Annotated in this window: 22 protein-coding genes; 12 read left to right on the top strand and 10 right to left on the bottom strand. The window is 31.1% G+C overall.

Annotation, left to right across the window (positions count from 1 at the left end):
* Positions 1–22: 22 nt before the first annotated feature.
* The 4 genes from BM289_RS01270 to BM289_RS01255 all read right to left on the bottom strand — a co-directional run bounded on the left by BM289_RS01270 (position 23) and on the right by BM289_RS01255 (position 4,173).
* A complete protein-coding gene (locus tag BM289_RS01270; RefSeq protein WP_091490191.1) occupies positions 23–790 on the bottom strand; it encodes a glycosyltransferase family 2 protein in 768 nt (255 codons plus the stop codon).
* A gap of 27 nt (positions 791–817) precedes the next feature.
* A complete protein-coding gene (locus BM289_RS01265; protein WP_091490190.1) occupies positions 818–1,801 on the bottom strand; it encodes a UDP-glucuronic acid decarboxylase family protein in 984 nt (327 codons plus the stop codon).
* A 62-nt stretch (positions 1,802–1,863) separates the two neighbouring features.
* A complete protein-coding gene (locus BM289_RS01260) occupies positions 1,864–2,988 on the bottom strand; it encodes a glycosyltransferase (RefSeq protein WP_091490187.1) in 1,125 nt (374 codons plus the stop codon).
* A gap of 84 nt (positions 2,989–3,072) precedes the next feature.
* Positions 3,073–4,173: a glycosyltransferase family 4 protein gene (locus BM289_RS01255; protein WP_091490185.1), complete on the bottom strand. Its 1,101-nt coding sequence runs from the start codon at positions 4,171–4,173 to the stop codon at positions 3,073–3,075.
* 117 nt (positions 4,174–4,290) lie between these two features.
* On the opposite strand from BM289_RS01255, the gene BM289_RS01250 reads away from it, so the two are divergent.
* From BM289_RS01250 to BM289_RS25815, 4 genes are read left to right on the top strand one after another with little or no spacing between them, the layout of a single operon-like run.
* Complete coding sequence (locus BM289_RS01250) at positions 4,291–4,539, top strand: hypothetical protein (protein WP_091490182.1); 249 nt, start codon at positions 4,291–4,293, stop codon at positions 4,537–4,539.
* 44 nt (positions 4,540–4,583) lie between these two features.
* Positions 4,584–5,816: an oligosaccharide flippase family protein gene (locus BM289_RS01245; RefSeq protein ID WP_167365365.1), complete on the top strand. Its 1,233-nt coding sequence runs from the start codon at positions 4,584–4,586 to the stop codon at positions 5,814–5,816.
* Positions 5,813–6,715, top strand: a complete 903-nt coding sequence (locus BM289_RS01240; protein WP_091490178.1) for a hypothetical protein — start codon at positions 5,813–5,815, stop codon at positions 6,713–6,715. Before BM289_RS01245 ends, BM289_RS01240 begins: the two co-directional genes overlap by 4 nt.
* Positions 6,712–7,929: an O-antigen ligase family protein gene (locus tag BM289_RS25815; RefSeq protein ID WP_091490176.1), complete on the top strand. Its 1,218-nt coding sequence runs from the start codon at positions 6,712–6,714 to the stop codon at positions 7,927–7,929. The genes BM289_RS01240 and BM289_RS25815 overlap by 4 nt, the downstream gene beginning before the upstream one ends.
* Here the strand turns inward: BM289_RS25815 and BM289_RS01230 are convergent.
* The 6 genes from BM289_RS01230 to BM289_RS01205 form a co-directional block, all read right to left on the bottom strand.
* Entirely contained in the window at positions 7,852–9,063 is a 1,212-nt protein-coding gene (locus BM289_RS01230; RefSeq protein WP_091490173.1) for an O-antigen ligase family protein, read from the bottom strand. The two genes, BM289_RS25815 and BM289_RS01230, sit on opposite strands and share 78 nt — an antisense overlap.
* Positions 9,064–9,099: 36 nt before the next feature.
* On the bottom strand, positions 9,100–10,080 hold the full coding sequence (locus BM289_RS01225; protein WP_091490170.1) for a hypothetical protein: 981 nt from the start codon (positions 10,078–10,080) through the stop codon (positions 9,100–9,102).
* A gap of 9 nt (positions 10,081–10,089) precedes the next feature.
* Complete coding sequence (locus tag BM289_RS01220; protein WP_091490168.1) at positions 10,090–11,769, bottom strand: DUF6909 family protein; 1,680 nt, start codon at positions 11,767–11,769, stop codon at positions 10,090–10,092.
* 76 nt (positions 11,770–11,845) lie between these two features.
* A complete protein-coding gene (locus tag BM289_RS01215) occupies positions 11,846–12,442 on the bottom strand; it encodes a transposase (protein WP_091490165.1) in 597 nt (198 codons plus the stop codon).
* 74 nt (positions 12,443–12,516) lie between these two features.
* Positions 12,517–14,001: a GH3 auxin-responsive promoter family protein gene (locus BM289_RS01210; RefSeq protein WP_091490162.1), complete on the bottom strand. Its 1,485-nt coding sequence runs from the start codon at positions 13,999–14,001 to the stop codon at positions 12,517–12,519.
* 11 nt (positions 14,002–14,012) lie between these two features.
* Entirely contained in the window at positions 14,013–14,516 is a 504-nt protein-coding gene (locus BM289_RS01205; RefSeq protein WP_091490159.1) for a peptidase, read from the bottom strand.
* Between the two features lie 213 nt (positions 14,517–14,729).
* On the opposite strand from BM289_RS01205, the gene BM289_RS01200 reads away from it, so the two are divergent.
* The 8 genes from BM289_RS01200 to BM289_RS01165 form a co-directional block, all read left to right on the top strand.
* Positions 14,730–14,906, top strand: a complete 177-nt coding sequence (locus BM289_RS01200) for a Sec-independent protein translocase subunit TatA/TatB (RefSeq protein ID WP_091490157.1) — start codon at positions 14,730–14,732, stop codon at positions 14,904–14,906.
* Positions 14,907–15,130: 224 nt separating this feature from the next.
* Positions 15,131–15,796 carry a hypothetical protein gene (locus tag BM289_RS01195; RefSeq protein WP_091490155.1) on the top strand — a complete coding sequence of 222 codons (666 nt, stop codon included), beginning with the start codon at positions 15,131–15,133 and terminating at the stop codon, positions 15,794–15,796.
* Between the two features lie 39 nt (positions 15,797–15,835).
* Positions 15,836–16,345, top strand: a complete 510-nt coding sequence (locus tag BM289_RS01190) for a phage tail protein (RefSeq protein ID WP_091490153.1) — start codon at positions 15,836–15,838, stop codon at positions 16,343–16,345.
* A gap of 23 nt (positions 16,346–16,368) precedes the next feature.
* A complete protein-coding gene (locus BM289_RS01185) occupies positions 16,369–16,875 on the top strand; it encodes a phage tail protein (RefSeq protein WP_091490151.1) in 507 nt (168 codons plus the stop codon).
* A 45-nt stretch (positions 16,876–16,920) separates the two neighbouring features.
* The gene (locus BM289_RS01180) at positions 16,921–17,436 is read left to right on the top strand and encodes a phage tail protein (RefSeq protein WP_091490148.1); all 516 of its coding nucleotides are present in this window, start codon (positions 16,921–16,923) and stop codon (positions 17,434–17,436) included.
* 12 nt (positions 17,437–17,448) lie between these two features.
* Positions 17,449–17,946: a GNAT family N-acetyltransferase gene (locus tag BM289_RS01175; RefSeq protein WP_091490145.1), complete on the top strand. Its 498-nt coding sequence runs from the start codon at positions 17,449–17,451 to the stop codon at positions 17,944–17,946.
* A 22-nt stretch (positions 17,947–17,968) separates the two neighbouring features.
* Positions 17,969–18,268: a DUF6916 family protein gene (locus tag BM289_RS01170; RefSeq protein ID WP_091490142.1), complete on the top strand. Its 300-nt coding sequence runs from the start codon at positions 17,969–17,971 to the stop codon at positions 18,266–18,268.
* 25 nt (positions 18,269–18,293) lie between these two features.
* Positions 18,294–21,790 (top strand): beta strand repeat-containing protein (locus tag BM289_RS01165; protein ID WP_091490700.1); only part of this gene is annotated, 3,497 nt, incomplete at its 3' end.

The raw sequence follows: 21,790 nt of genomic DNA, 5'->3' as shown, positions 1-21,790 counted from the left end.
AAATTGCGACCTTGAAGGATATTTAAACTTCCTTTATATATTTTGTTTTGATTATCAACTGAGTAAACAAAAATCTCATCATCAAAAAAATCGAAAAAACAAGATTATATCCATGAAATTCTCTATAAACTCCAAAATTGTGTTTGATCAATTTGAATTTTGACGATGAAATAGAATCTTTTCTTATCCTATAAAATGCTAAAGGTTCTGGAATAGCTTCTGCAGTTTTTATCTGTTTCAATATCGTCAGCCATATTCTCCAGTCTTGTCTTTTTTGGGAGGATTCTAATTTGATTTTTCCAAAGTATTCTGCATCATAAATTGCCGTGAGATTGCCTACATAATTGCAGAAAAACAATTGTTTATAAGTTAACGGCTGTGGATTTTCAACTCTTCTATTTAAATCATTTCCTTCTTCGCCAATACAATCGTAATAACTAAAAGTAAAATGCAGATTCTTCGCTTTTAAGAACTGAATTTGTTTTTCTAATTTATCGGAGCGCCATAAATCATCCGAATCCAGATAAGCGATATATTTTCCAGAAGCTTTATCTAAAGCCACATTTCTGGCAAAACCATTTCCTGAATTTTTTTCTAATTTGAATACTTTTATTTTGGAATCTTTTTGGGCAAATTCTTCGATAACAGAAACCGTCTGGTCTGTTGAACCATCATCAACCAAAATCATTTCCCAGTTTTCATAGGTTTGATTTTGAACAGATTCTATAGTTGCTCTAATGAACTTTTCAGTATTGTATGTCGGTGTAAGAATAGATACTAAATCATTCATTAGAGTTTAATACTTTCAGAATTTAGATTATTTTATATAACTAGAAAAATCTTTATGTTCTTCTTTTGCCAATTCTTCAGGAGACAATGATTTAAAATATTCATAAGTTATTTTCATTCCTTCTGCACGACTTACTTTAGCTTCCCAACCTAACAATTCTTTTGCTTTTGTTGTATCTGGCTGACGTTGTAGCGGATCGTTTATTGGCAGTGGGTGATATACTACTTTTTGATTTGTTCCTGTCAATTTGATGATTTCTTCCGCAAAATCTTTAATCGTAATCTCGTCTGGATTTCCAATATTTACCGGATAAACATAATCAGAATGTAGTAATCTGAAAATACCTTCAACTTGGTCGTCAACATAACAGAACGAACGTGTCTGCATTCCGTCTCCAAAAATGGTTAAATCTTCTCCACGCAAAGCCTGGCCAATAAAAGCAGGTATTACACGTCCGTCGTTTAATCGCATTCTTGGCCCATAAGTATTAAAAATACGTACAATTCTGGTTTCTACACCATGAAAAGTATGATACGCCATTGTAATGGATTCCTGAAAACGTTTTGCTTCGTCATAAACCCCGCGAGGTCCAATTGTGTTTACATTTCCGTAGTATTCTTCAGTCTGAGGATGAACAAGCGGATCTCCGTAAACTTCAGATGTTGAAGCAATCAAAATTCTAGCATTCTTAACTCTCGCCAATCCTAACAAATTATGTGTTCCTAAAGATCCTACTTTTAATGTCTGAATCGGAATTTTTAAATAATCAATAGGGCTTGCTGGTGAAGCAAAATGCAAAATGTAATCTAAATCACCTGGTATATGAACAAACTTGGTAATATCATGATGATAAAATTCGAAGTTTTCCAGTTTGAATAAATGTTCAATATTTTTAAGATCTCCTGTAATCAGGTTATCCATCCCAATAACAAAATATCCTTCTTTGATAAATCTATCACATAAATGTGATCCTAAAAATCCTGCAGCTCCAGTTATAAGTATTCTTTTCATGATGGTTATTTAACATAACAAATGTAATTGATTTGAGAATTCTTTTCAGTCATTTTTTGAATTTATCTTACTTTTAAAGATGCTTTATGTTCATTATACTTCTCTTCAACAAACTCTTTTATCTCTTTTTCAAATCGTTGTTTTGAAAAATAAACAGCATGTTCCCGGATTATTTTGGGGTCAAATTTTTTTGATCCAAAACGAATTACTGCTTCTTTAATTTTAGGTACAGATTGTTCATTGAAAAAAATACCCGTTTCATTATCTACAACCGTTTCCAATGTTCCTCCTTTAGACAATGCTATAACAGGAGTACCGCAAGCTTGTGCTTCAACAGGTATAATTCCAAAATCTTCTTCGGCAGCAAAAACAAAACCTTTTGCTTTTTGCATTAAACTTCGTAATTTTTTATTTTCAATAAAGCCAACAAACTCTATATTGCTTTTGGCTACTTTTTGGAGTTTTTCTAATTCCGGTCCTTCTCCTGCAACTATTAATTTTAAATGAGGTAACTCATTAAAGGTTTCTACAATAAGCTGTGTCTTTTTATATGGAACTAGTCTGGAAGCTGTTAAATAATAATCTTCTTTTGTTTCCTCTAAACTAAAAAAGTCAATATCAACTGGAGGATAAATTACAACTGATTCTTTGTTATAAGTTTTCTTAATTCGCTGTGCAATATGCTTTGAATTGGCAATGAAAAAATCAACATTTTCTGAATTCGAAAGATCCCATTTTTGCATTTTATCTAAAACTGATTTTGCATATAGTCCTTTTAAACCTTTAGTTAATCCTGCATCTTTTAAATATTGTTCTCTCAAATCCCAAGCATAACGCATTGGCGAATGACAATAACAAATATGAAGTTGGTTTTCTTCTACTTTTATTCCTTTTGCAACTGCCGATGAAGAACTAATTATGAGATCATAATCACTTAAATCAAACTGTTCTATGGCAATTGGAAATAACTGTAAAAATTTACGATGGTTTTTCTTTACTGTAGGCAGTTTTTGAATAAAGCTGGTTTTTGCTTTTTTACCGTTTAAAATAAACTTACGATCTTCATCATTCAAAAAATCAATAAGCGCAAAATGATCGAAATCATTCCAGATTGAATTTATGGAATGAATTACTTTTTCGGCGCCTCCATTTACATAGTACCAATCGCTGATTAGGGCTTTTTTCATTTTTGTTTGTTGGAAAAGTTTGTGACAAGTTAGTAAAAATAATACTGTATTCAACAGTACTTTTCCTAACAAAAATATCATTATTTATTTTTTGTTAATCAAATATAAGATATCGTAAAATCCTTGTAAATGCTTTTTTATGGATTTCTCCCAAGTAAACTTTTCTAAATGTGTTTTTAAACTTCCCGAAACTTGATTATTAAAACCTGGATTTTTTAAAACATTCATAATTTTTTGAGCGAGTTCTTTATCATTATTTGGATCAAAATATTCCACCAAATTACTTCCTATCTCTGGAAGACTTGCCGCACTAGAACTAATTACAGGAGTTTTTGCTGCGAGTGATTCTAAAATTGGTAAACCAAAACCTTCATAAAGAGAAGGAAAAACAAATAAAGAGGCTTTTTGATAATAAACAGGTAAATCTTGATCTTGTATCCAGCCAGAAAAAATGATGTTTTTTTCCAAATTATTAGTTTTGATATATTCTTCTATTTGATTATCTCCAGTAATAAAACCTTCTTTTTTCCCTACTATTAGAAGTTTATATTTTTCTTTTAACGAACTGTTTAAAGAATTGTAAGCTTGTAATAAAACAATCAAGTTTTTATGAGGCTTAATGTTGCCTATATATAAAAGAAAATCTTTAGGAAGCTCAATATTGCTTTGCTTTTCTTCTTCAAAAAAAGGAATATCTACTCCACAATATACTACTTTCACTTTTTCTAATTCCGCAATTGTATAGTGAACTATTTCCTTTTTAGAGAACTCCGAAACCGTAAAAATTACATCCGCTTTTCTTACTGCATTTTTATATAAAAAAGAAGCATACTTTTTTTTAAGAGATGAAATTGGAGATATTCCTGTAAGATGATTTACATCGTGAATTGTTACAGCTTTCTTTTTAGCACGTATTGGAAAGATTGGAAAATTAAAATGAGGACACCAAAAAACATCACATTGTGGAATTTTAAAAGGATATAATAATTGTCCTGTCAAAGAATACATTTTAGAATTAAACTCTACAATTTCAACTTTTCTACTCCAGTCAAACTTTTCTATTTCATTTTTGTTTCCCAAAACTGTAACAGTTTTAAATTCTGAAATAATATCAGGAATTACATTTTTTATATAAGTACCAATACCAGAAGCATTTATCAAACGAATATCAATTACTAATTTCATTTATATTAAAACTTTACAGATCTTTTCAAAATTAAGTTTTAAAATTAAATCCTGTTTATTTTTTATTTAAAACATCTATCTCTTTGATAAAAAAAATTACTTTTGAAAAAAAAACAAATGAAAAAAATAGCCTTTATAATTATTGCCTCTTTATTAATAGTTTCTTGTCAGGAACCTCAGAAAAAAGAAGAGGAAAAAAGTCAAATTGGTAAGTATCAAATGACTGTTATTCAAAGAACAGATACTGGGGAAGTCTGTTTATTTGTTTTAGATACCGAAACCGGAAGAGTTACAATGCGAAATGATAAATCTGGTTCATGGGCTCCTCAAGGTGCTCCAGATGATTCTATAGATAAATCACTTTAATAATTTGGCTCCAAATATTTTGGAGCCTTTATTTTTTTGTAATTGTGATTAAAAATATCCTTTATAGTTTTAGCATTAATTTTATTAATTTTCTATTTCCATTAATTCTTATTCCATTTTATATTCATGTATTTGGAATTACAAATTATGGGTTAATTGCTATTTCTTTTTCTTTAATCAACTACATTTCTGTAATTAATGATTACTCTTGGAATGCTTTAGGACCAATAAAAATTGGCAAATTAAGTTCTGATTTTAAAGCCATTAACAACTATATTTCGACAGTAATAAATACTAAATTACTATTAACCATTCCAACTTTTTTATTGTTATTTGTATTTGCTCACTTATACAATGCTATTAGCAGTAACTCTATATTTTTTCTTTCGCTTTTTATGATGCTTTTTTCACGCACACAAAATGCTCATTGGATTTTTATAGGTTTAAACAAAGTAAAAATATATTTTGTCATTAATTCTATTTTTAAAATAAGCTGTCTTTTAACCATTCTATTTTTTGTAAAAAGCAAAAATTCATTTCAAATATTATTCTTTATCCTCGGTTTTTTTGATTGTCTAATTTTCATTACAGCTTATATTTATTTATTTATAAAAGAAAAATTTAAGTATACCGCAACCTCTCTCAAAGATATCTATGCCGAATTGCAAAGTGGTTTTAAAATGTTTCTCACTAATTTAACTGTTTGCTCTATTTTAAATTCTGGAACTCTTATTTTGGGAGTGTTTTACAGTTCAAAAATTGTTGGTATTTATAGCGTTTCCGAAAAAGTTATTATGTTAGGAAAACATGCTATTGGTGTATTATTCCAGGGGGTTTTTCCTAAAATTTGTACTATTGGAGTTGCTTCAATTTCAGAATTAAATAAAACTCTAAGACAAATTTTCAAGTATTACATATTGCTTTTCTCTGCTGGAACATTGTTTTTAATTGTTTTTTCAGAGCAGATTATTTCTGTTTTGAGCAGTTCGCATATTTTAGAATCAAGCAGATATTTAATTTTACTTTCACCAATTCCTCTAATAGCATCTCTCAATCAATCCGCTTATATGTCTCTGTTGATCCACGAAAAAAAGAATATTTATTTTTCAGGATACTTTTTCGGTTTAATAATTAACATTTCCTTTTCATTTCTTTTGTCTTATTTCTTCAAAGTAGAGGGAATGATTACAGCGCTTATTATAACCGAATTATTTATTACATTGTTCCTTAATTATAACATACTTCGGGATAAAAATTTAAATTTCTTAAGCAAATGATTAAAGTTGGCTTTCTTGTTTCATACGATTTTAAATATCTATACAAATCAATTCCGCTGGTATATAATGATGCTGACTTAATCGTTCTTGCGGTTGATAAAGATCGTCTTACCTGGAGTGGAAATCCATTATATATTGATCCTCTTTTTTTTGAATGGGTTGCGAAATTTGATACTTTAAAGAAAATCGTTATCTACGAAGACTCTTTTTTTGTACCTGAAAATACTCCTTCTGAAAATGATACGAGAGAAAGAAATTTACTTGCAAAAGCAATGGGAGAAGGTGGATGGCATATTCAAATTGATAGTGATGAGTATTTTAATGATTTTAAAAGTTTTACTGTTTTTTTAAAAGAAAAAAGTCATTTTTTAAAAAATCCTGAGAAGCATCCAGTAGAAATTCATGTACAATGGATTACTTTATTTAAAAAGGTTGATGACGGTTTTTTATACATTAAAGATTCCTTAGATGCTGTCGAAGTTGCTACCAATTATCCAAAATATAAATATATGAGAGCTACAAGGCACTCCAAAAAAATCATTACTAAATTTATTCTGCTACATCAATCTTGGGCAAGAGATGATGATGAAATTTATACCAAAATAACTAATTGGTCCCATAGAGATGATTCAGATAATATTGCTTTTTTTGAGTTTTGGAAGAATATCAACTTAAACAATTATAAAGAGTTTGCTAATTTTCATGAAAATGATCCAACTAAATGGAAATCATTAGAATTTGTCTCTGAAAATGAAATTGATTCATTAAAAATTAAAATTACTGATTTTCAATTATTTAAATTAAAAATTAAAAAGTATTTAGTTCAATTTATAAGAGAAAATATGCCAGCTTCTGTCCAGGAAAAAATTAAAACTATTTTTAAAAGATTGGTTAAATGAAAGAAACTAAAATAAATAAAGTCGTTGTTTATTTCTTGTATCTTTTAGCTTTTGCTTCATGTTTGTATATGTTTGAAGCTGTGCAGGCAATTATAATGTCTGTTGCTAGTTTCTTTTTACTGCTTCAGTATAATTCTCAAAAAAAGCTGTTTTCATCAAAGACATTTTCTTTTATCTTATCGTTTCTGCTTTTATTCGCTTATAATCTTTTTTATTATAATTCCAGAAGTATTCAGGCAATTTCCAATAGCCTTCTGATTTTTATAGTTCCCATATTCAGCCTCTTTCTTTATGATTCTTCGTTTTTTAGGAAACACAGAAAAAAAATACTTTTAACCTATTCTTTTTGTATTTCGTTACTTAGTATTTACATTCTTGTCTTTTACATTAATGATATTCCTAATCATAGTTTTAACTGGTATTTTGCACGATTTAATTTAGAAAATAACATTCATATTCACGGTACTTACTTAAGCTTATGGATTGGAATTGCATTACTTTTCCTTTTTGATTTTTTAGTTCATAATCAAGGTCTTATTATAAAATTTAAAATAGGCTTATTATTGCTGATTTTCTTATTATTAGCAAGTATGGTAATCATTAACGCACGAATGATTCTTTTTTCAACTTTGTTTTTAATTGCCTTAAACTGCTATTTTTTCTTTTTTAAAGAGGGATTTTTTAATAAAAAAATCATTTTGTTACCTCTTATTATACTATTTTTTACTATCATCTTTTTCTCACAGAGATACAAAGATGATATACAATTTCTGAATAAAAATAAAATAGAAAATTCTACCAGATACACTATTTGTTACTGTTCCTTAAAGGTAATTAAGGAATCTCATTTCTTAGGTACAAATAATAATACTATTCAACCCAAGCTTAATAAATGCTATGATGAATATGGTTTTCAGGATTTATCAAAAGAAAATTTAAACTCTCATAATCAATATCTTGATTATTTTTTGAAAGGAGGAATTTTTCTGTTTATAACTTTTGTAATGACATTTTTTATAAAACTTAGATATAGTTTAAAAACTAAAAACTATATTTATTTTTCTATTTCATTGTTATTTGCTTTTTCGTTTTTAACAGAAAATGTTCTGGTTCGTCAATATGGAATTTACATATTTCTATTTTGCGATATTTTGTTCCTTGGCTCTATTTTGGTTGATGAAAGCCATTGTACAAATAAAATAGAAGAACACTAATGTTGGTATTAATAACATACAACCATCACTGAGACAAATAAATAAATACGTTAAAATACCCCATAAATAAACCTGATTGTTATTTTTGGTTTGAAGAAAAATATAAACTGGAGCAAAAAAAGAAATACAAAAAAGTATTAAACCAATAATTCCAAATTGTCTAAAAATAGATAGATATACAATCTCTTCAATGATTTTATAGGGTCCATTTCCAAACAATGTGATCTCGTTTACTTTTCTAATCTGTAAAATTCTACCACCAAGATTTGAATCTAAAATAAATCCTTCAAGAGAGCCATATTGAAAATATTTGGTCATCAGGAAAGATCCTATTACGAGCAGCAATAATGCACCAGCTAAATAAACTTTTGCTAGTTGCTGTAGTTTATTTCTGTAAATAATTAAAAAATAGAAAATTAATCCTATCCAAACTGTTCGGGACAAAGTTAGGATTAAAGCCAAAATGACAATAAAAATCTTAATTTTTGATGCTGTTCTTTTATAAAAGATAGGAAACAACATTAATGTGCAAACTCCAAAAATATTTCCATTATTATAAGTTGAAATCAATTTTGAAACAGAGCCTCGTCGGTTAAATTTAGAACCTGCGAGTTCTCCTAAATCACCTGCATTAACTGTTACATAAGGTATTTCCAAAAAATGTCCTGTATATTGTTTATAGATAAACAAAAAGATACCGTATAAAGCAACTATAAAAACAGAATTGGATATTAATTTTTCAATGTAATCAATATCAATTTTAGCTAAAAAATGACCTAATATAATGTAAAATAGAAACGGCAGAAAAACAAAACTAATGTAAAATGCTATAAAATTTCCTGTAGATCCTTCGTAACCAAATACTAATAAATGAATAGAAAAATAAACAACAAAGGGAATTGTTGCTACTAGACACATAAAATGCTTACTATTAACAGGAAATCTAAACTTACTACCTATTACAATTACAGAAAGAATTAATAAAAACCCTAAATATAAATAACCCCAGGTTAAAGGAATACCTGCTACTTTAAAACCTCCTTTTGGAAGTATAACTAATAATAAAACGGCTAAAAAAAATAAAATTTCTCTTAGCCTTTCATTATTCAGTTTAAGTAATAAAATATTCTTCATTTTAAAATAATAAATAACTATTTAAAATAGAAGGAATTAAGAGTGAAGCGTTTTTTGCTTATTATAAAATTTTCTTATCGCTACCAATCCAATAAAACCAAACACAAGTAAAATAGGTAAAACAAATTTCAATTTACTATTGATTGATTTTTTACTTTCAACATTAATCGTTTTACTGATTTCTTTGATTGTATTTTCGTAACTAACTAATTTAAGTCTGTTTCTACCTTGTTCTTCAATTAAACCTTGTTTAGTTTTAATAAGGTCATTCAACTGTGTATTTTCATTATAATATATGAGTTTATCATTCTTTTGAGCACTCGCTGTACCATTGGAAAAATTGCTTAAAACTATATTAATCTGTTTAATTATAGAATCATTTTGTACAATATTAGACTGTAAATTTTTTAATTCTATTTTTTGAATAGTATTAAAATATTCTGAATTGTTTAAAAAATTCAAAATAGGTACAGCAAAATCTTTATCGTCTCCAACTTTGCTTGTTGTAAATGAAACCGTATGATATCTGTAATTTTTGCTAGTTAAGGTATCTACCAAAATTTTATTGATATCGCCATTCTCAGCCATAAGTTCCAATAATTGAAAATTACGCTCTTTATTGGCTACAAACTTATACGCTTCAACAATGGGTCTGATCTGAATTTTTTTAATCAGTTTTGGCTTTTTAACTCCAACAACATTTTTTAAGAAAACAGTATCATTAGAAATTACTTTGGATTGCAACAAGTCAATTTTAGAATATAAATACTCTGCACTCTCAAAATTGGGTTCTACGATAATCTGATTAATGTACGATTTTCTTGTTGAGTCTAAATACCAGCCAATTGCAAAACCACTCACAACCAATACTAAAACAATAATCCAGTTTCTCAGAAAAAATTGAATAGTTCTAAAAATAGAACTATTAATTCTGTCGAAAAAGTTACCAATCTTTTTAGAAATCTGAACTAAATCAATCTCCTGATCTTCTATATTTTGCGGTACTTTTGTACTCATTTATGATTTTTATTTGATGTTGAAAATCTGTTCTAAAATCTTAATTGTAATCAAATAGGTTGGTTTTACACCAGTTGTTCCTAATCCGCCTGAAGCCAGTGTGCTTCCTGTTTCCAACGGATTATCTGATGCATAATAAGCATAACGAACTTTAATATCCTGAGGCACACTTTTTCTAATTTTGGATGCCGACTGGATTGCTTTTTGGTAATAAGATCCTTCCATTTCAAGACCAATCACTCCCCAGGTTGATTCGTGAAAGAATTTCAATAAATCTCTGTTTTGTAATGAAGTTCCAAGAACCGTAACCATTGCACCTTCATAAATGTCAATCTCATTTCCTTCAAACATTGCGCCTGTTAATTCATTTTCAAAGAAATAATTATCAGCCGTTCCTTCGTTGATATGTGCCGTCGGAATCATAATATCGCCTTTTCCGCCTTCCAGAATTCCTGCTTTACCCATGATTGAAACCGATTTTACATTTAGTAAAGTTTCTTTTTTATAGGGTTTCAAAAGCTCGTCAATTGTTTCGTAAGCCTGCTCACCAAAAGCATAATCCATTACGATTATAACTGGTTTCTCTTCGCCTACATTGGCATGCGAAAAGGCTGTTTTTGACCAGTCAATCTTAGCCGTATCAAAAATCTGAACATCGATATTGGTTCCTGAACAATCTGGCAATGAAATCATTCCGTTTTTTAAAGCCAGTTCTTCTACCTGACCTCTTATTTCTTTTGAACCCGAACCGCTCAGTTCTTCATAAATAAAGAAATCTGTTTTGCCTTTGTACTTAGTTTTCAACAACGGCGTTGCAAAAATAGAGTTCATCACACTATGCATATTCGCACTTATAACGTGAATTGGGCGTTTTAAAAGATCATTGGCTTTTAAAACTTCTTTGATATTTGTAGCCCAGATTTCTCCGTGAATGTGGTGTCCCAAACGTTCACGCAAAACAGGACTAAATGTTATGGTTCGTTTATTGTTTTCTACAATTTCTTCAATTGCCAGTTTTCCTAACCAATAAATTACATGCAGAAAACGATCTGGAGCATTTTCAGATCCAAAAGCATCGTAAATATCTAAAACTTCTTCAAAAGTTCTAGCTAAAATATTAGCCACATGCGAAATCGCTTTTTCTTTTTCTACCAAAGAAAGCTTTTTAGTCTGCATAACTGCCTGCTCCAATTTCTGCCAGTCACGGGAAACTTCTCCACCGTCATCAATTAAAACTCTGTTTTTAATTTTATGAGATTCGATGAAAATGAAAGTCAAATGTGTTAGAATGTCATAAATGTCCGAACGACCACGAGTGATTTCAACATTCATTTGTTCCTCATCAATTCTATAGCAGTTTCGTCTTCTTTTTGGAGGAACAATGGCCTGAAAATGTGATTTAGAATAGCCTTCGTCTGAAGTTAAATTGATAAAACGGCATTGCTCAATTCCAATTGGAAGACGCTCTATAACGTATAAAAGTCCGTTCAATTCTACTTTTTCTTCAGCAATATTTCCGTAGATTTCAGGTCTTAATGCCAATAATGATTCACGTAAACTATCGCCAGAAACTCCCATTGGTTTATAAAAACCACGGTTGAACAAATGACGCATTGTGATGTACATTTTTTCTATCGCTGCAGATGATTCCTGAGCTCTTGATCTTGATATATGTTTGGTTTCTTTCATTCTATTTTATTTTATAAACTCAAATGTAAGCAAATACAAGGCATGCCGTGTGTCTACAACATTATTTTTTAAAAAATCATTTTGATTTATCTTCTGTTTTAAATTTATCCTTTGCCCAATTTTCAGGATTGGAAACAATGTAATCAGAAATTCTTTGGTAATCATTATTGTTTCTAATGATATTATCATAAAATAATTTTTGCCATTGATGCGGATATCCTAATCTGTTTGCATGTTTGGTTACCGCAGATTTATATGACCCAATAATTGACGAAATAGTATTTTTTCCAATGTTTTGAAAACGTTGTGAACCTGGATTCGATTTCGATGATTGTTGAGACAGGGCATCCCCTGTCTGTACGAAATCCATGTCCACGTCATTTGCGTTATCCCATTGTTTATCGATAATCAAAATTCCGTGAATATGATTTGGCATGACCACAAAATCACCTAATTCAACGTTTTTATGGTGCGCAGGAATTTGATGCCACAATATATCAGCAATAATACCAACCTCTGCCAAAACCATTTTATCATTTTGAATTTTTCCAAAATAATGTTCTCTACCTTGTGTACAAATTGTGATGAAATAGGCTCCGTTCCAACCATAATCCCACCATTGAGCCCTTATTGAAGAAACACGGTATTTATTTTGAAATTTTCCTTGATTCATTAATTTTTTATTTACTTATCTAATTTATTAAATGTAGTAAATAACTTGTTAATATAAAAATATTTATCTAAATGCTACCTCAAATTATCTGCAATATCCCTATTATTTGATAATCTAGGAATCTTATTTTGTCCTCCCAATTTTCCTTGTGATTTCATGTAATCCTGAAATCCGTTTTTCGAAACTTTGGTTACAACCACTTTTCTTAAAACATTTCCTGTAATCAAATCATCGTAATAAATGTTTTGTTTTCGCATTGAATTGTCAATAGTTTCAGCGAAAACTTCCATGTTTTCCGGTTCCCTTTCAAATTCAACCAGCCATTCGTGATAAGGCAGTCCGTTTTGTGGATTAATCTGTGGTGCAACCGTAAATTCGTTAATTACAATATTGGTTGATGCTACTGCCTCTTTCATTGCATTTTCGACTTCATTGGCTATAACATGTTCACCGAAAGCCGAAATATAATGTTTGATACGTCCGGAAACTATCACACGATACGGAGCCAAAGAAGTAAACTGAACAGTATCTCCAATATTATAACGCCAAAGTCCTGCATTTGTAGAAATAATTAAAACATAGTTTACTCCTATTTCTACTTCGCCGATTGTCAGCGCTTTTGGATTTTCGTTAAAGAATTCATCTGCTTTGATAAACTCATAGAAAATACCTGAATTCAATAACAACAGCATTCCTTTTTCTTTTTGCGAATCCTGATAAGCAAAGAAGCCTTCAGAAGCCGGAAACAATTCGATGCTGTCTACTTTTCTGCCAATCATGTTTTCGAATTTGGCACGGTATGGTTCGTAATTGACTCCTCCGTAAATAAAGAGGTTAAAATTCTTGAAAATTTCGCCAATTTTCTTCCCTCCACTTTTTTGCTGTAAGCGCTCAAAATACATTTGTACCCAAGACGGAATTCCCGAAATAACCGACATATCTTCTACTATAGTCTCGTCGACAATCGCATCTACTTTGGTTTCCCAGTCTTCAATACAGTTGGTTTCCCACGAAGGCATTCTGTTTTTCTGAAGGTATTTTGGAACAAAATGCGCTACAATTCCAGAAAGTCTTCCAAATTTAATTCCGTACTTCTCTGTTAAGATTGGACTTCCTTGCAGAAAAATCATTTTTCCATCTACGAAACCAGTATTTCCAGTTTCATGAACGTAATGTAAAATTGCATTTCGCGCTGCGCTAATATGAAACGGCATAGATTCTTTAGTCAGCGGAATAAACTTTGCTCCAGAGGTTGTTCCAGAAGTTTTAGCAAAATATAATGGTTTTCCCTTCCAAAGAATATTTTCTTGTCCTTTTACAACCTTATCCACATAAGGCTTTAAATCTTCATAGTCTCGTACTGGAACGTTTTTCTGAAATTCCTGAACAGTTTGTATCTGATTAAAATGATGATCTTTGCCAAAATGGGTTGCTTTGGCATTTTTTATGAGGTTATTAAAGACTTTCTGTTGCGTTTCGACTGGCTTTTTGGCCCAGGTTTGAGTTTCTGAATATATCTTACTAGCAAATAATTTTGCTGCTACAGCTTTAATTGACATTTTTTATGGTATTATTTTTTGTCACTTTTCTTTTTCTTCTGAGATTTTGTTGGCTGTTCCTTTTCATTCTTTGCAACCTCATCTCTTAATTTTATTTCAGCATCAGAAGCTTTCATATTCAAATCTTTGGGATCTTCAACTGTTTCTGCCAAAATAGAATCTTTATTAAATTTTGAATATTCTAATTCTCCTTTTAAAACTTTCTGAACTCCTTTTATATAAGCTTCATTTTGTCGCAAAGCTGTTTCGAGAGAATCTGATTTTATAGCCAGTTTGGTTGCATTTCTTTTTAGTTCTGTCGAAGAATATCCCGGAATAAATTCGCGAAGAGGCGTAAATGCTATAATGAAAGTTGTAATGAGAATTAAAAAAATGCCTCCTAAAGTAAATGTTACAAAGACATTCATTAAATTGAGTTTGAAAGAAAATAGTTCTTCAAAAGTATCTTCATTCAAAATTACTAATCTGTTTTTGGTGAATAATTTTCTTCTGAAACTCTTTTTTTTCTTTGACATAAACTCTTTTAATTAGAGCAAATATAACAATTTATCGTATTGCTAAAGCTCGGGATTATTTTGTGAATGGGCTAAATTCACTATTTTATAAAATATTTAACGTAGTCTGGCACAAATATTTTAAACTAAAAACACTTTTATTTCGTATATTTCTATATACCTTTGTGGAATAATTTAAGAAATCAATTTGCTTCGGCATTAAATATAATAGTCATGGGAAGATTAGGTCTTACAGAAATCCTTGTTATCGTAGGTATTGTGATATTACTTTTTGGAGGTAAAAAAATTCCAGAATTAATGAAAGGTTTAGGAAGTGGAATTAAGGAATTTAAAAACGCTGCTAAAGACGATCAACCTGCTGCTAAAAAACAAGACGAAGAAACGAAATAAAGTATTTTTTATTACTCTATTAATACCCCAAATTACTTAGGTAGCTTGGGGTTTATTTTTTTAACATCTTACTTAAATAAAAATAATATTTTTCTTAATAAATTACAATCATAACGTAGTTCGTCGATTATTATTGCATTTATTAACAAAATTTTTTGTTTTTTTCGCAGGCATTTAATGTTTTTAGTACTTTTACTTCGTCATTTTTACTAAAACCATTGAATATGATCGATTTAAAGCGAAGAAACTTTATAAAAAATGTTGGATTCGTAGGCGCATCAACTTTGTTTTGCGGTTCACTTGTTGCTCAAAACACTTTAGAAAACTTTTCAATTCCTGAAAATCAGGAAAAAAACATTCTTTCTAAATTCTCCAAAGTAACTTTTTTTGATGCCTTTCTTTTAGACCAATCTCTGGCTGATTGCTATAAAAAATCAATAGCGAGCTGGGAAAAAACAGGTTACACTGCTTCAGGAAATTTTTGCTATAGTTCTTCAGACGGACTTCTAAAAATGTTTCCAATGCATCTTCATACCGAAACTACCGGAAAAGTAGATGATGTTCTATTGTGTTTTGGGAAAAATTCAAAAGGAGAATGGAAATCGTTAAGATCTTTATCCGGATTTGATTTGGAAGCTATTACTGTTGCCATGAGCGATTTAAATATATATAGTAATGACGTTAACCTGTCTCATTACTTATTTCCCGCCCCTTCTCAACAATTAAATCCATACAGTTTTGATACGAGAAAAGGAAGTGTATCTCTGCAAACCGTTTTAAATTCTGAACAAACAACAACAAAAATTATCATAAAAGAAGGTAATAATATTGTATATCAAAAAGAAGTAATCTCTCAACATAGTCTTGTTGTCAGTTCTTTTTTTGTTTAATCACTATTTTATCTTAAAAACATAAAAAATAATTCTATTATGGCAGAACCATTTTTAGCCGAGACCCGTATTATGTCTTTTAACTTTGCTCCAAAAGGATGGGCGTTGTGCAATGGACAACTTTTACCTATAAACCAAAATCAGGGATTGTTTTCCTTATTAGGAACCACATTTGGTGGAGATGGACGAGTTAACTTCGGATTACCTGATTTACGTGGCAGAACTCCAATTCATTTTGGAAATGGCCACACTTTGGGAGAAAAAGGAGGTGAACAAACTCATACTTTAACTATTTCTGAAATGCCTGCACATAGCCATACTTTAAAAGCTAAAACTGATGCTGTGTCTACCAATATTCCTGACAATAGTGTTGCTTTGGCCAATACAATGCCTAATCTTGTCTATAGTGGTCAAAATCAAAATTTAACATCTATGAGTGCGGGAACCCTTGCAAATGTAGGTGGTAATCAGGCTCATTTAAATATGCAACCCTTTTTAGTACTGAATTTTTGTATTGCTCTTCAAGGAATTTTTCCATCAGTAACTTAATTATTAATTGTAAAAATTAAAAAATGGCACAACCTTACGTTGGTGAAATTAGAATGTTTGCAGGAAATTTTGCTCCTGCCGGGTGGATGTTATGTCAGGGACAATTACTTCCTATTTCAGAGAATGAAACATTATTTAACTTAATTGGTACTACTTATGGAGGTGATGGTCAAAGTGACTTTGCATTACCTGATTTACAAAGCAGAATTCCTATTCATTCCGGTCAGGGTTTTACACTGGCAGAAACTGGCGGTGTTGAAGAAGTTACTCTTACAGTAAATCAGATTCCGTCCCACACTCATGCATTATTGGCAACAACAAATTTAGCAGATACTTCAAGTCCTGCGGGCTCTCTCTTGAGTACTAATCCGCCAGGAAATAAATTATTTTCAAGTGCAAGTCCTACAACACCTTTACATGTAACATCAATCACAGCGAAAGGTGGAAGTCAGCCTCATACCAATTTTCAACCTTATTTATGTGTGAACTTTATTATTTCATTGTTTGGAATATATCCTTCTCCAACCTAAAAATCAAATTTTACAATATTTTTTAATACAATAAAACGATATATTATGGATCCTTTTGTGGCCGAAATACGCATATTTCCATTTAACTTCCCTCCAAGAGGCTGGGCTTTTTGTAATGGACAACTTTTACCAATATCACAACAAACCAGTCTATTTTCATTATTAGGAACCACTTATGGCGGTGACGGAAAGAGTACCTTTGCTTTACCGGATATACAGGGGAGAACTCCAATGCAACCTGGACAAGGCCCTGGATTATCTTTACATGATTTGGGAGAGACAGGAGGAACTGAAACGGTTACTTTATTAGAATCTGAAATTCCTTCCCATAGTCATTCCTTAATGGCTGCAACTTCAAATTCGCAATCAATCTCTCCAACAAATAATAGTTTCGGGCGAGGAAATCCTGTTAGAGTTTACTCTACAGGTGTTGCAAATACTGATATGAGTGCCAATAGTATAAATCCTACTGGAGGTAGTGTACCCCATAATAATATGATGCCATATTTGACAATGAATTTTTGTATTGCTATTCAGGGAGTCTACCCACCTCGAGGATAAAATAATTGAATTTTGGAATTAAAAATAAAAGATATTACTCTTCGTAACATTCAAGCCTACGATCTTCCTATACTTTGCGAAATATATGGAAGTACCCGTAAAGAAGAATTAGAAAAAGGAACTAACTGGAACGAAGAACAAAAAAGACTTTTTATAGAACATCAGTTTTCTGCTCAGCATGAATATTATCAGAAAAATTATCTTGGCGGAAAATTCTATGTAATTGAAAAAGAAAACGTAACGATTGGAAGATTATATATTGATTTCTTTTATGAACAAAAAGGCATTCGTATTATAGACATCACAATTCTACCAGAATGGAGAAATAAAAATATTGGCAGCTCTATTTTAAATGAAATTTTAAATAAAGCAACCTACAATAATTTGAATGTCACGATTCATGTTGAAAGTTTTAATCCCGCTATGGAATTATATAAAAGATTAGGGTTTCAAAAAATAAGTGAAACAAATGGAGTTTACCATTTAATGGAATGGAATGCAACCAATTAAAAATAACGATTAACAAAATTATATGGATATATCTTTACTCTCTGTAAATAACTTTAATTCATTACTCGATAAAATATTTATTATTAAAATTTCGGAAGAAATTCAGCTTGACGCGGAATTAATTTCGGTGACCGAATTCAACAGTTATTCTCCATTAGAAAGAAATCCATTTTCTATAGTTTTTCGTACACAACAAAAAAACGAATATTACGAACAGGGTATTTTTACCATTATACATCCCGAAGAAGGCAATTTAGAATTATTTCTTACTCCACTTGGTTTTGATGAAGTGGGGATGAAATATGAAGCAGTATTTTCTTGATTAGGCCAATTTAAAGCAAAAAAAAATGAAAAATAACAAACTCTTGGTTGTAATAGTATTATTAGGATTTCTAAGTTTTGGAATGAAGTACAATAATATTATTAAGGAAAATGTTGTTGCTCCTATAGTTGAAAGTTTAGCGAAAGCTGAAAAAACTTTTATTGATAAAAAAGACAATACTAAAAGTAAAAAAGCTAAAGTTAAAGAGAATTCCAGTACTTCCGCTGTTGCTGCAACTGTCACTGTAAATAATGTTGTAGCCGTAAATGGTGGTGGAAATGCGCAGCCTGGTTCTCAGTTAGATTATACTATTACGATTACAAATACAGGTACAGATGATGCTCTGGGGATGACTTTTCAGGATATTTTAGATTCTAATTTAACCTTAGTTGCAAACTCATTTAAAGCTACACCAGTTGCTAATAATAATTCTTATTCCTGTATTGGAAATGTTGGAATTACCGTAGACGCTACCGGAGGTGTTTTGGCAAATGATGTAAGTCCGGACGGAACTGCTTTAACAGCAACTATTTTAACAGCTCCAACTAATGGCACGGCTAATTTGGCTTCAAATGGTTCTTTTACTTATAATCCAACTGCAGGATATTCCGGTTCAGATAGTTTTACTTATACCGTAACAACTGGAAGTGGAAAAACCTCAACTGCAACAGTAAATATTACTATAAGTACTCCTATAATCTTTGTAAATAGTGCGGCTGCATCAGCAGGAAACGGAACTTTAGCAACTCCTTATAAACAACTAAGTAGTATTACAGGTTCAAGTGCAAATCCTATTTTTATTTATAGTGGAACCAATTCTGGACTTTTAACCTTAAACGATAATCAAAAAGTAATTGGTCAGGGAGCAACCACAAGTTTGACTTCTATTTTAAATCTTACTTTACCAACATATAGCAATACTTTACCATCTACCGGTGGTGCAAATCCTGTTATATCCGGTATTAGTTTAAAGTCTAATAATGATATTCAAGCTGTAGCAATGACAGGGACTTTATCGGGATCAAATGTAAGCGCGTTGAAAATTAAAAATGCTTCTATTAATACAACAAATCTTCAGGCAGTAAATATCACAGGAACTGGCACTATCGATTGTATTTTTACAAGTATTTCAGCAAACGGAAACTCTACAAAAGGAATTTCTGTTAATTCTCCGGGAAGTTTTCAGATTACTGGTTCTGGAACTACAGCTGGTTCTGGAGGTACAATTCAAAATATTCAACAAAGAGGTGCTGAATTTATTTCATGTACAAATGTTACTCTTAAAAATATGAATTTTATTAATTCCAGTAATTCTGCAGTAAATACAAGTGTTCCAAATCCTCAAAATAATAATACAGATTCTTATGCAGCTCTGCATTTTAAAACAATATCAGGAGGAGTTACATTAGATAATATTGCTGTTTCAGGTACCACAAATTCAATGGGAATAAATTTAAATGATGTTACTAATTTTGTTTTAAGTAATAGTACTATCACTGGTTGCGGAAGTGCAAATGGAGGTAATGTAAATGTCGGTGGAATATTTGCCCTTGAATTGAAAGGAACATGTTCTATAACAAATACTAATGTTAATGATTCCTGGGGAAGAGGTTTTTTTGCATATAACGGAATTTCTCAAAATCCGAATCTAAGTCTTACTGTAACAGGTTCTCAATTTAAAAACTCTTTCAATAGATCAAATGGTGACAGTAACTTTATTTTTCAGGCAAGAGGAACTTCAAAAAACACTTTAGTTTTTAAGAAAAATGATTTTTCTAATCCAAAAACCACAGGATTAACTTTAAACTTTGATGGATCTTCTGAAAATAATATCCAAATAGGCGGCAATACACCTTCTACAGATGCTAACATCATAAATGCAGCAACGACAAGTCCGGGAAGCAACGGATTATCTTTACAGGCAAATGGTTCGGCAACTGTTAACTACAATATTATAAATAATATATTAAAAGCAAGTTATAATGGTGTATATTCCTGTAGTGTTGGTCATCAAGGATCAGGAACAATGAAAGGACGCATAAATAATAATAGTATTGACGCATCTGGTCTGGGAACAACCTGTAACGGAATTTATGTAGCCGTTAGTGGAAACGCCAAACATATAACAGAAATATCAAATAACATTATTAACAATGCAAGTAATTATGGTATTTTTTCTGATGCGAATGATAATAACATTTCGGGTTCTGCAAGAATAGATGCTACTATAAAAAACAATATTATTAATGTTGTTAATAATGCTTATGCTAATCTTGGTATTGTAGCTACTGCAGATAATAGTTTAAGTACCATGATAAATGCAGCAAATATCGGCGGAAATACTACAAATACAGCAACCGGAATAGTAGCAACATTTGATGTAATGTCACAAAGTGCAAATTCTCAGGTAATTTTGCAAGGTACAGGAACTTTTGTTCCCGGGGCTGCCAACACGGATAATTCTGCGAGGCTAAAAACGTTTTGGGATCTTAATAATAATAGTATTGGAGCTGCATTGCATGAGTTTCCATATACCGGAAAAATAGTATCCGGAACTGTAACTGTTCCTGATAATGGAACTGCTTCAAAAATGGCTCCTCAGAACGATATTCAGGAAGAAACAAAACCAGCTGCAGAATCAACTGTTAACAATCCTGCTATAACTGATAATTCGGTTACGGCAAAAAGTACAGCTGTTACTGCAACTGCAACAACACTTTCTGCCGGACCATTTACTTTAGCTGCCGGAAAATCTACAGTAATTACTTTTAGTGCGACAATTAATGCCGCTGGTACATTGCCTCAAAATACTTGTGCTGTTACCAATCAGGCAACTGTTAGTGGTTCTAATTTCGCAACTGTAAATTCTAATATTACAACAACTTCAATTAAACCAGGAAGTGCTACAGCAACTACAGATACACAAAATATTCCTTGTTTAGGAAGTACCGCAGTTACTTTAAATGCAACTTGTCCGCTTGGTACAACTGCTACCTGGTATACTGCAATGAGTGGAGGAACAAGTTTTGCAACCGGAGCATCAGTTACAGCAACTCCGACAGCAAATAATACTACTTATTGTGTTGCTTGTGAAACAGCCTATTGTGCAAGTGACAGAATTTTGGTAAAAACTGTAACAGGAACTCCGTCAACAACATCTCCACCGGTAACTATAAGTGCATGTGATTCATACACCTGGAGTGCAAACGGAACTACTTATACTAGTTCTGGAACATATACAACAGTTATTGGATGTGATACCAAAACTTTGAATTTAACTATAACTCCGTCTACTACTTCAGCACCAGAAACTATAGTTGCTTGTGATTCATATACCTGGAGTGCAAATGGCACTACTTATACTAGTTCTGGAACCTACACAACCGTTGTGGGATGTGATACTAAAAAATTAAATTTAACGATTACTCCTTCAACCTCGTCCCCTACTGAAACACAAACTGCTTGTGACAGTTATACATGGCCGGTAAATGGTGTAAAATATACCACTTCCGGAAATTATAC

The sequence above is a fragment of the Flavobacterium phragmitis genome, assembly GCF_900112575.1.
Classification (GTDB): Bacteria; Bacteroidota; Bacteroidia; order Flavobacteriales; family Flavobacteriaceae; genus Flavobacterium; species Flavobacterium phragmitis.
This window is presented reverse-complemented; position numbering and strand designations above follow the sequence as displayed.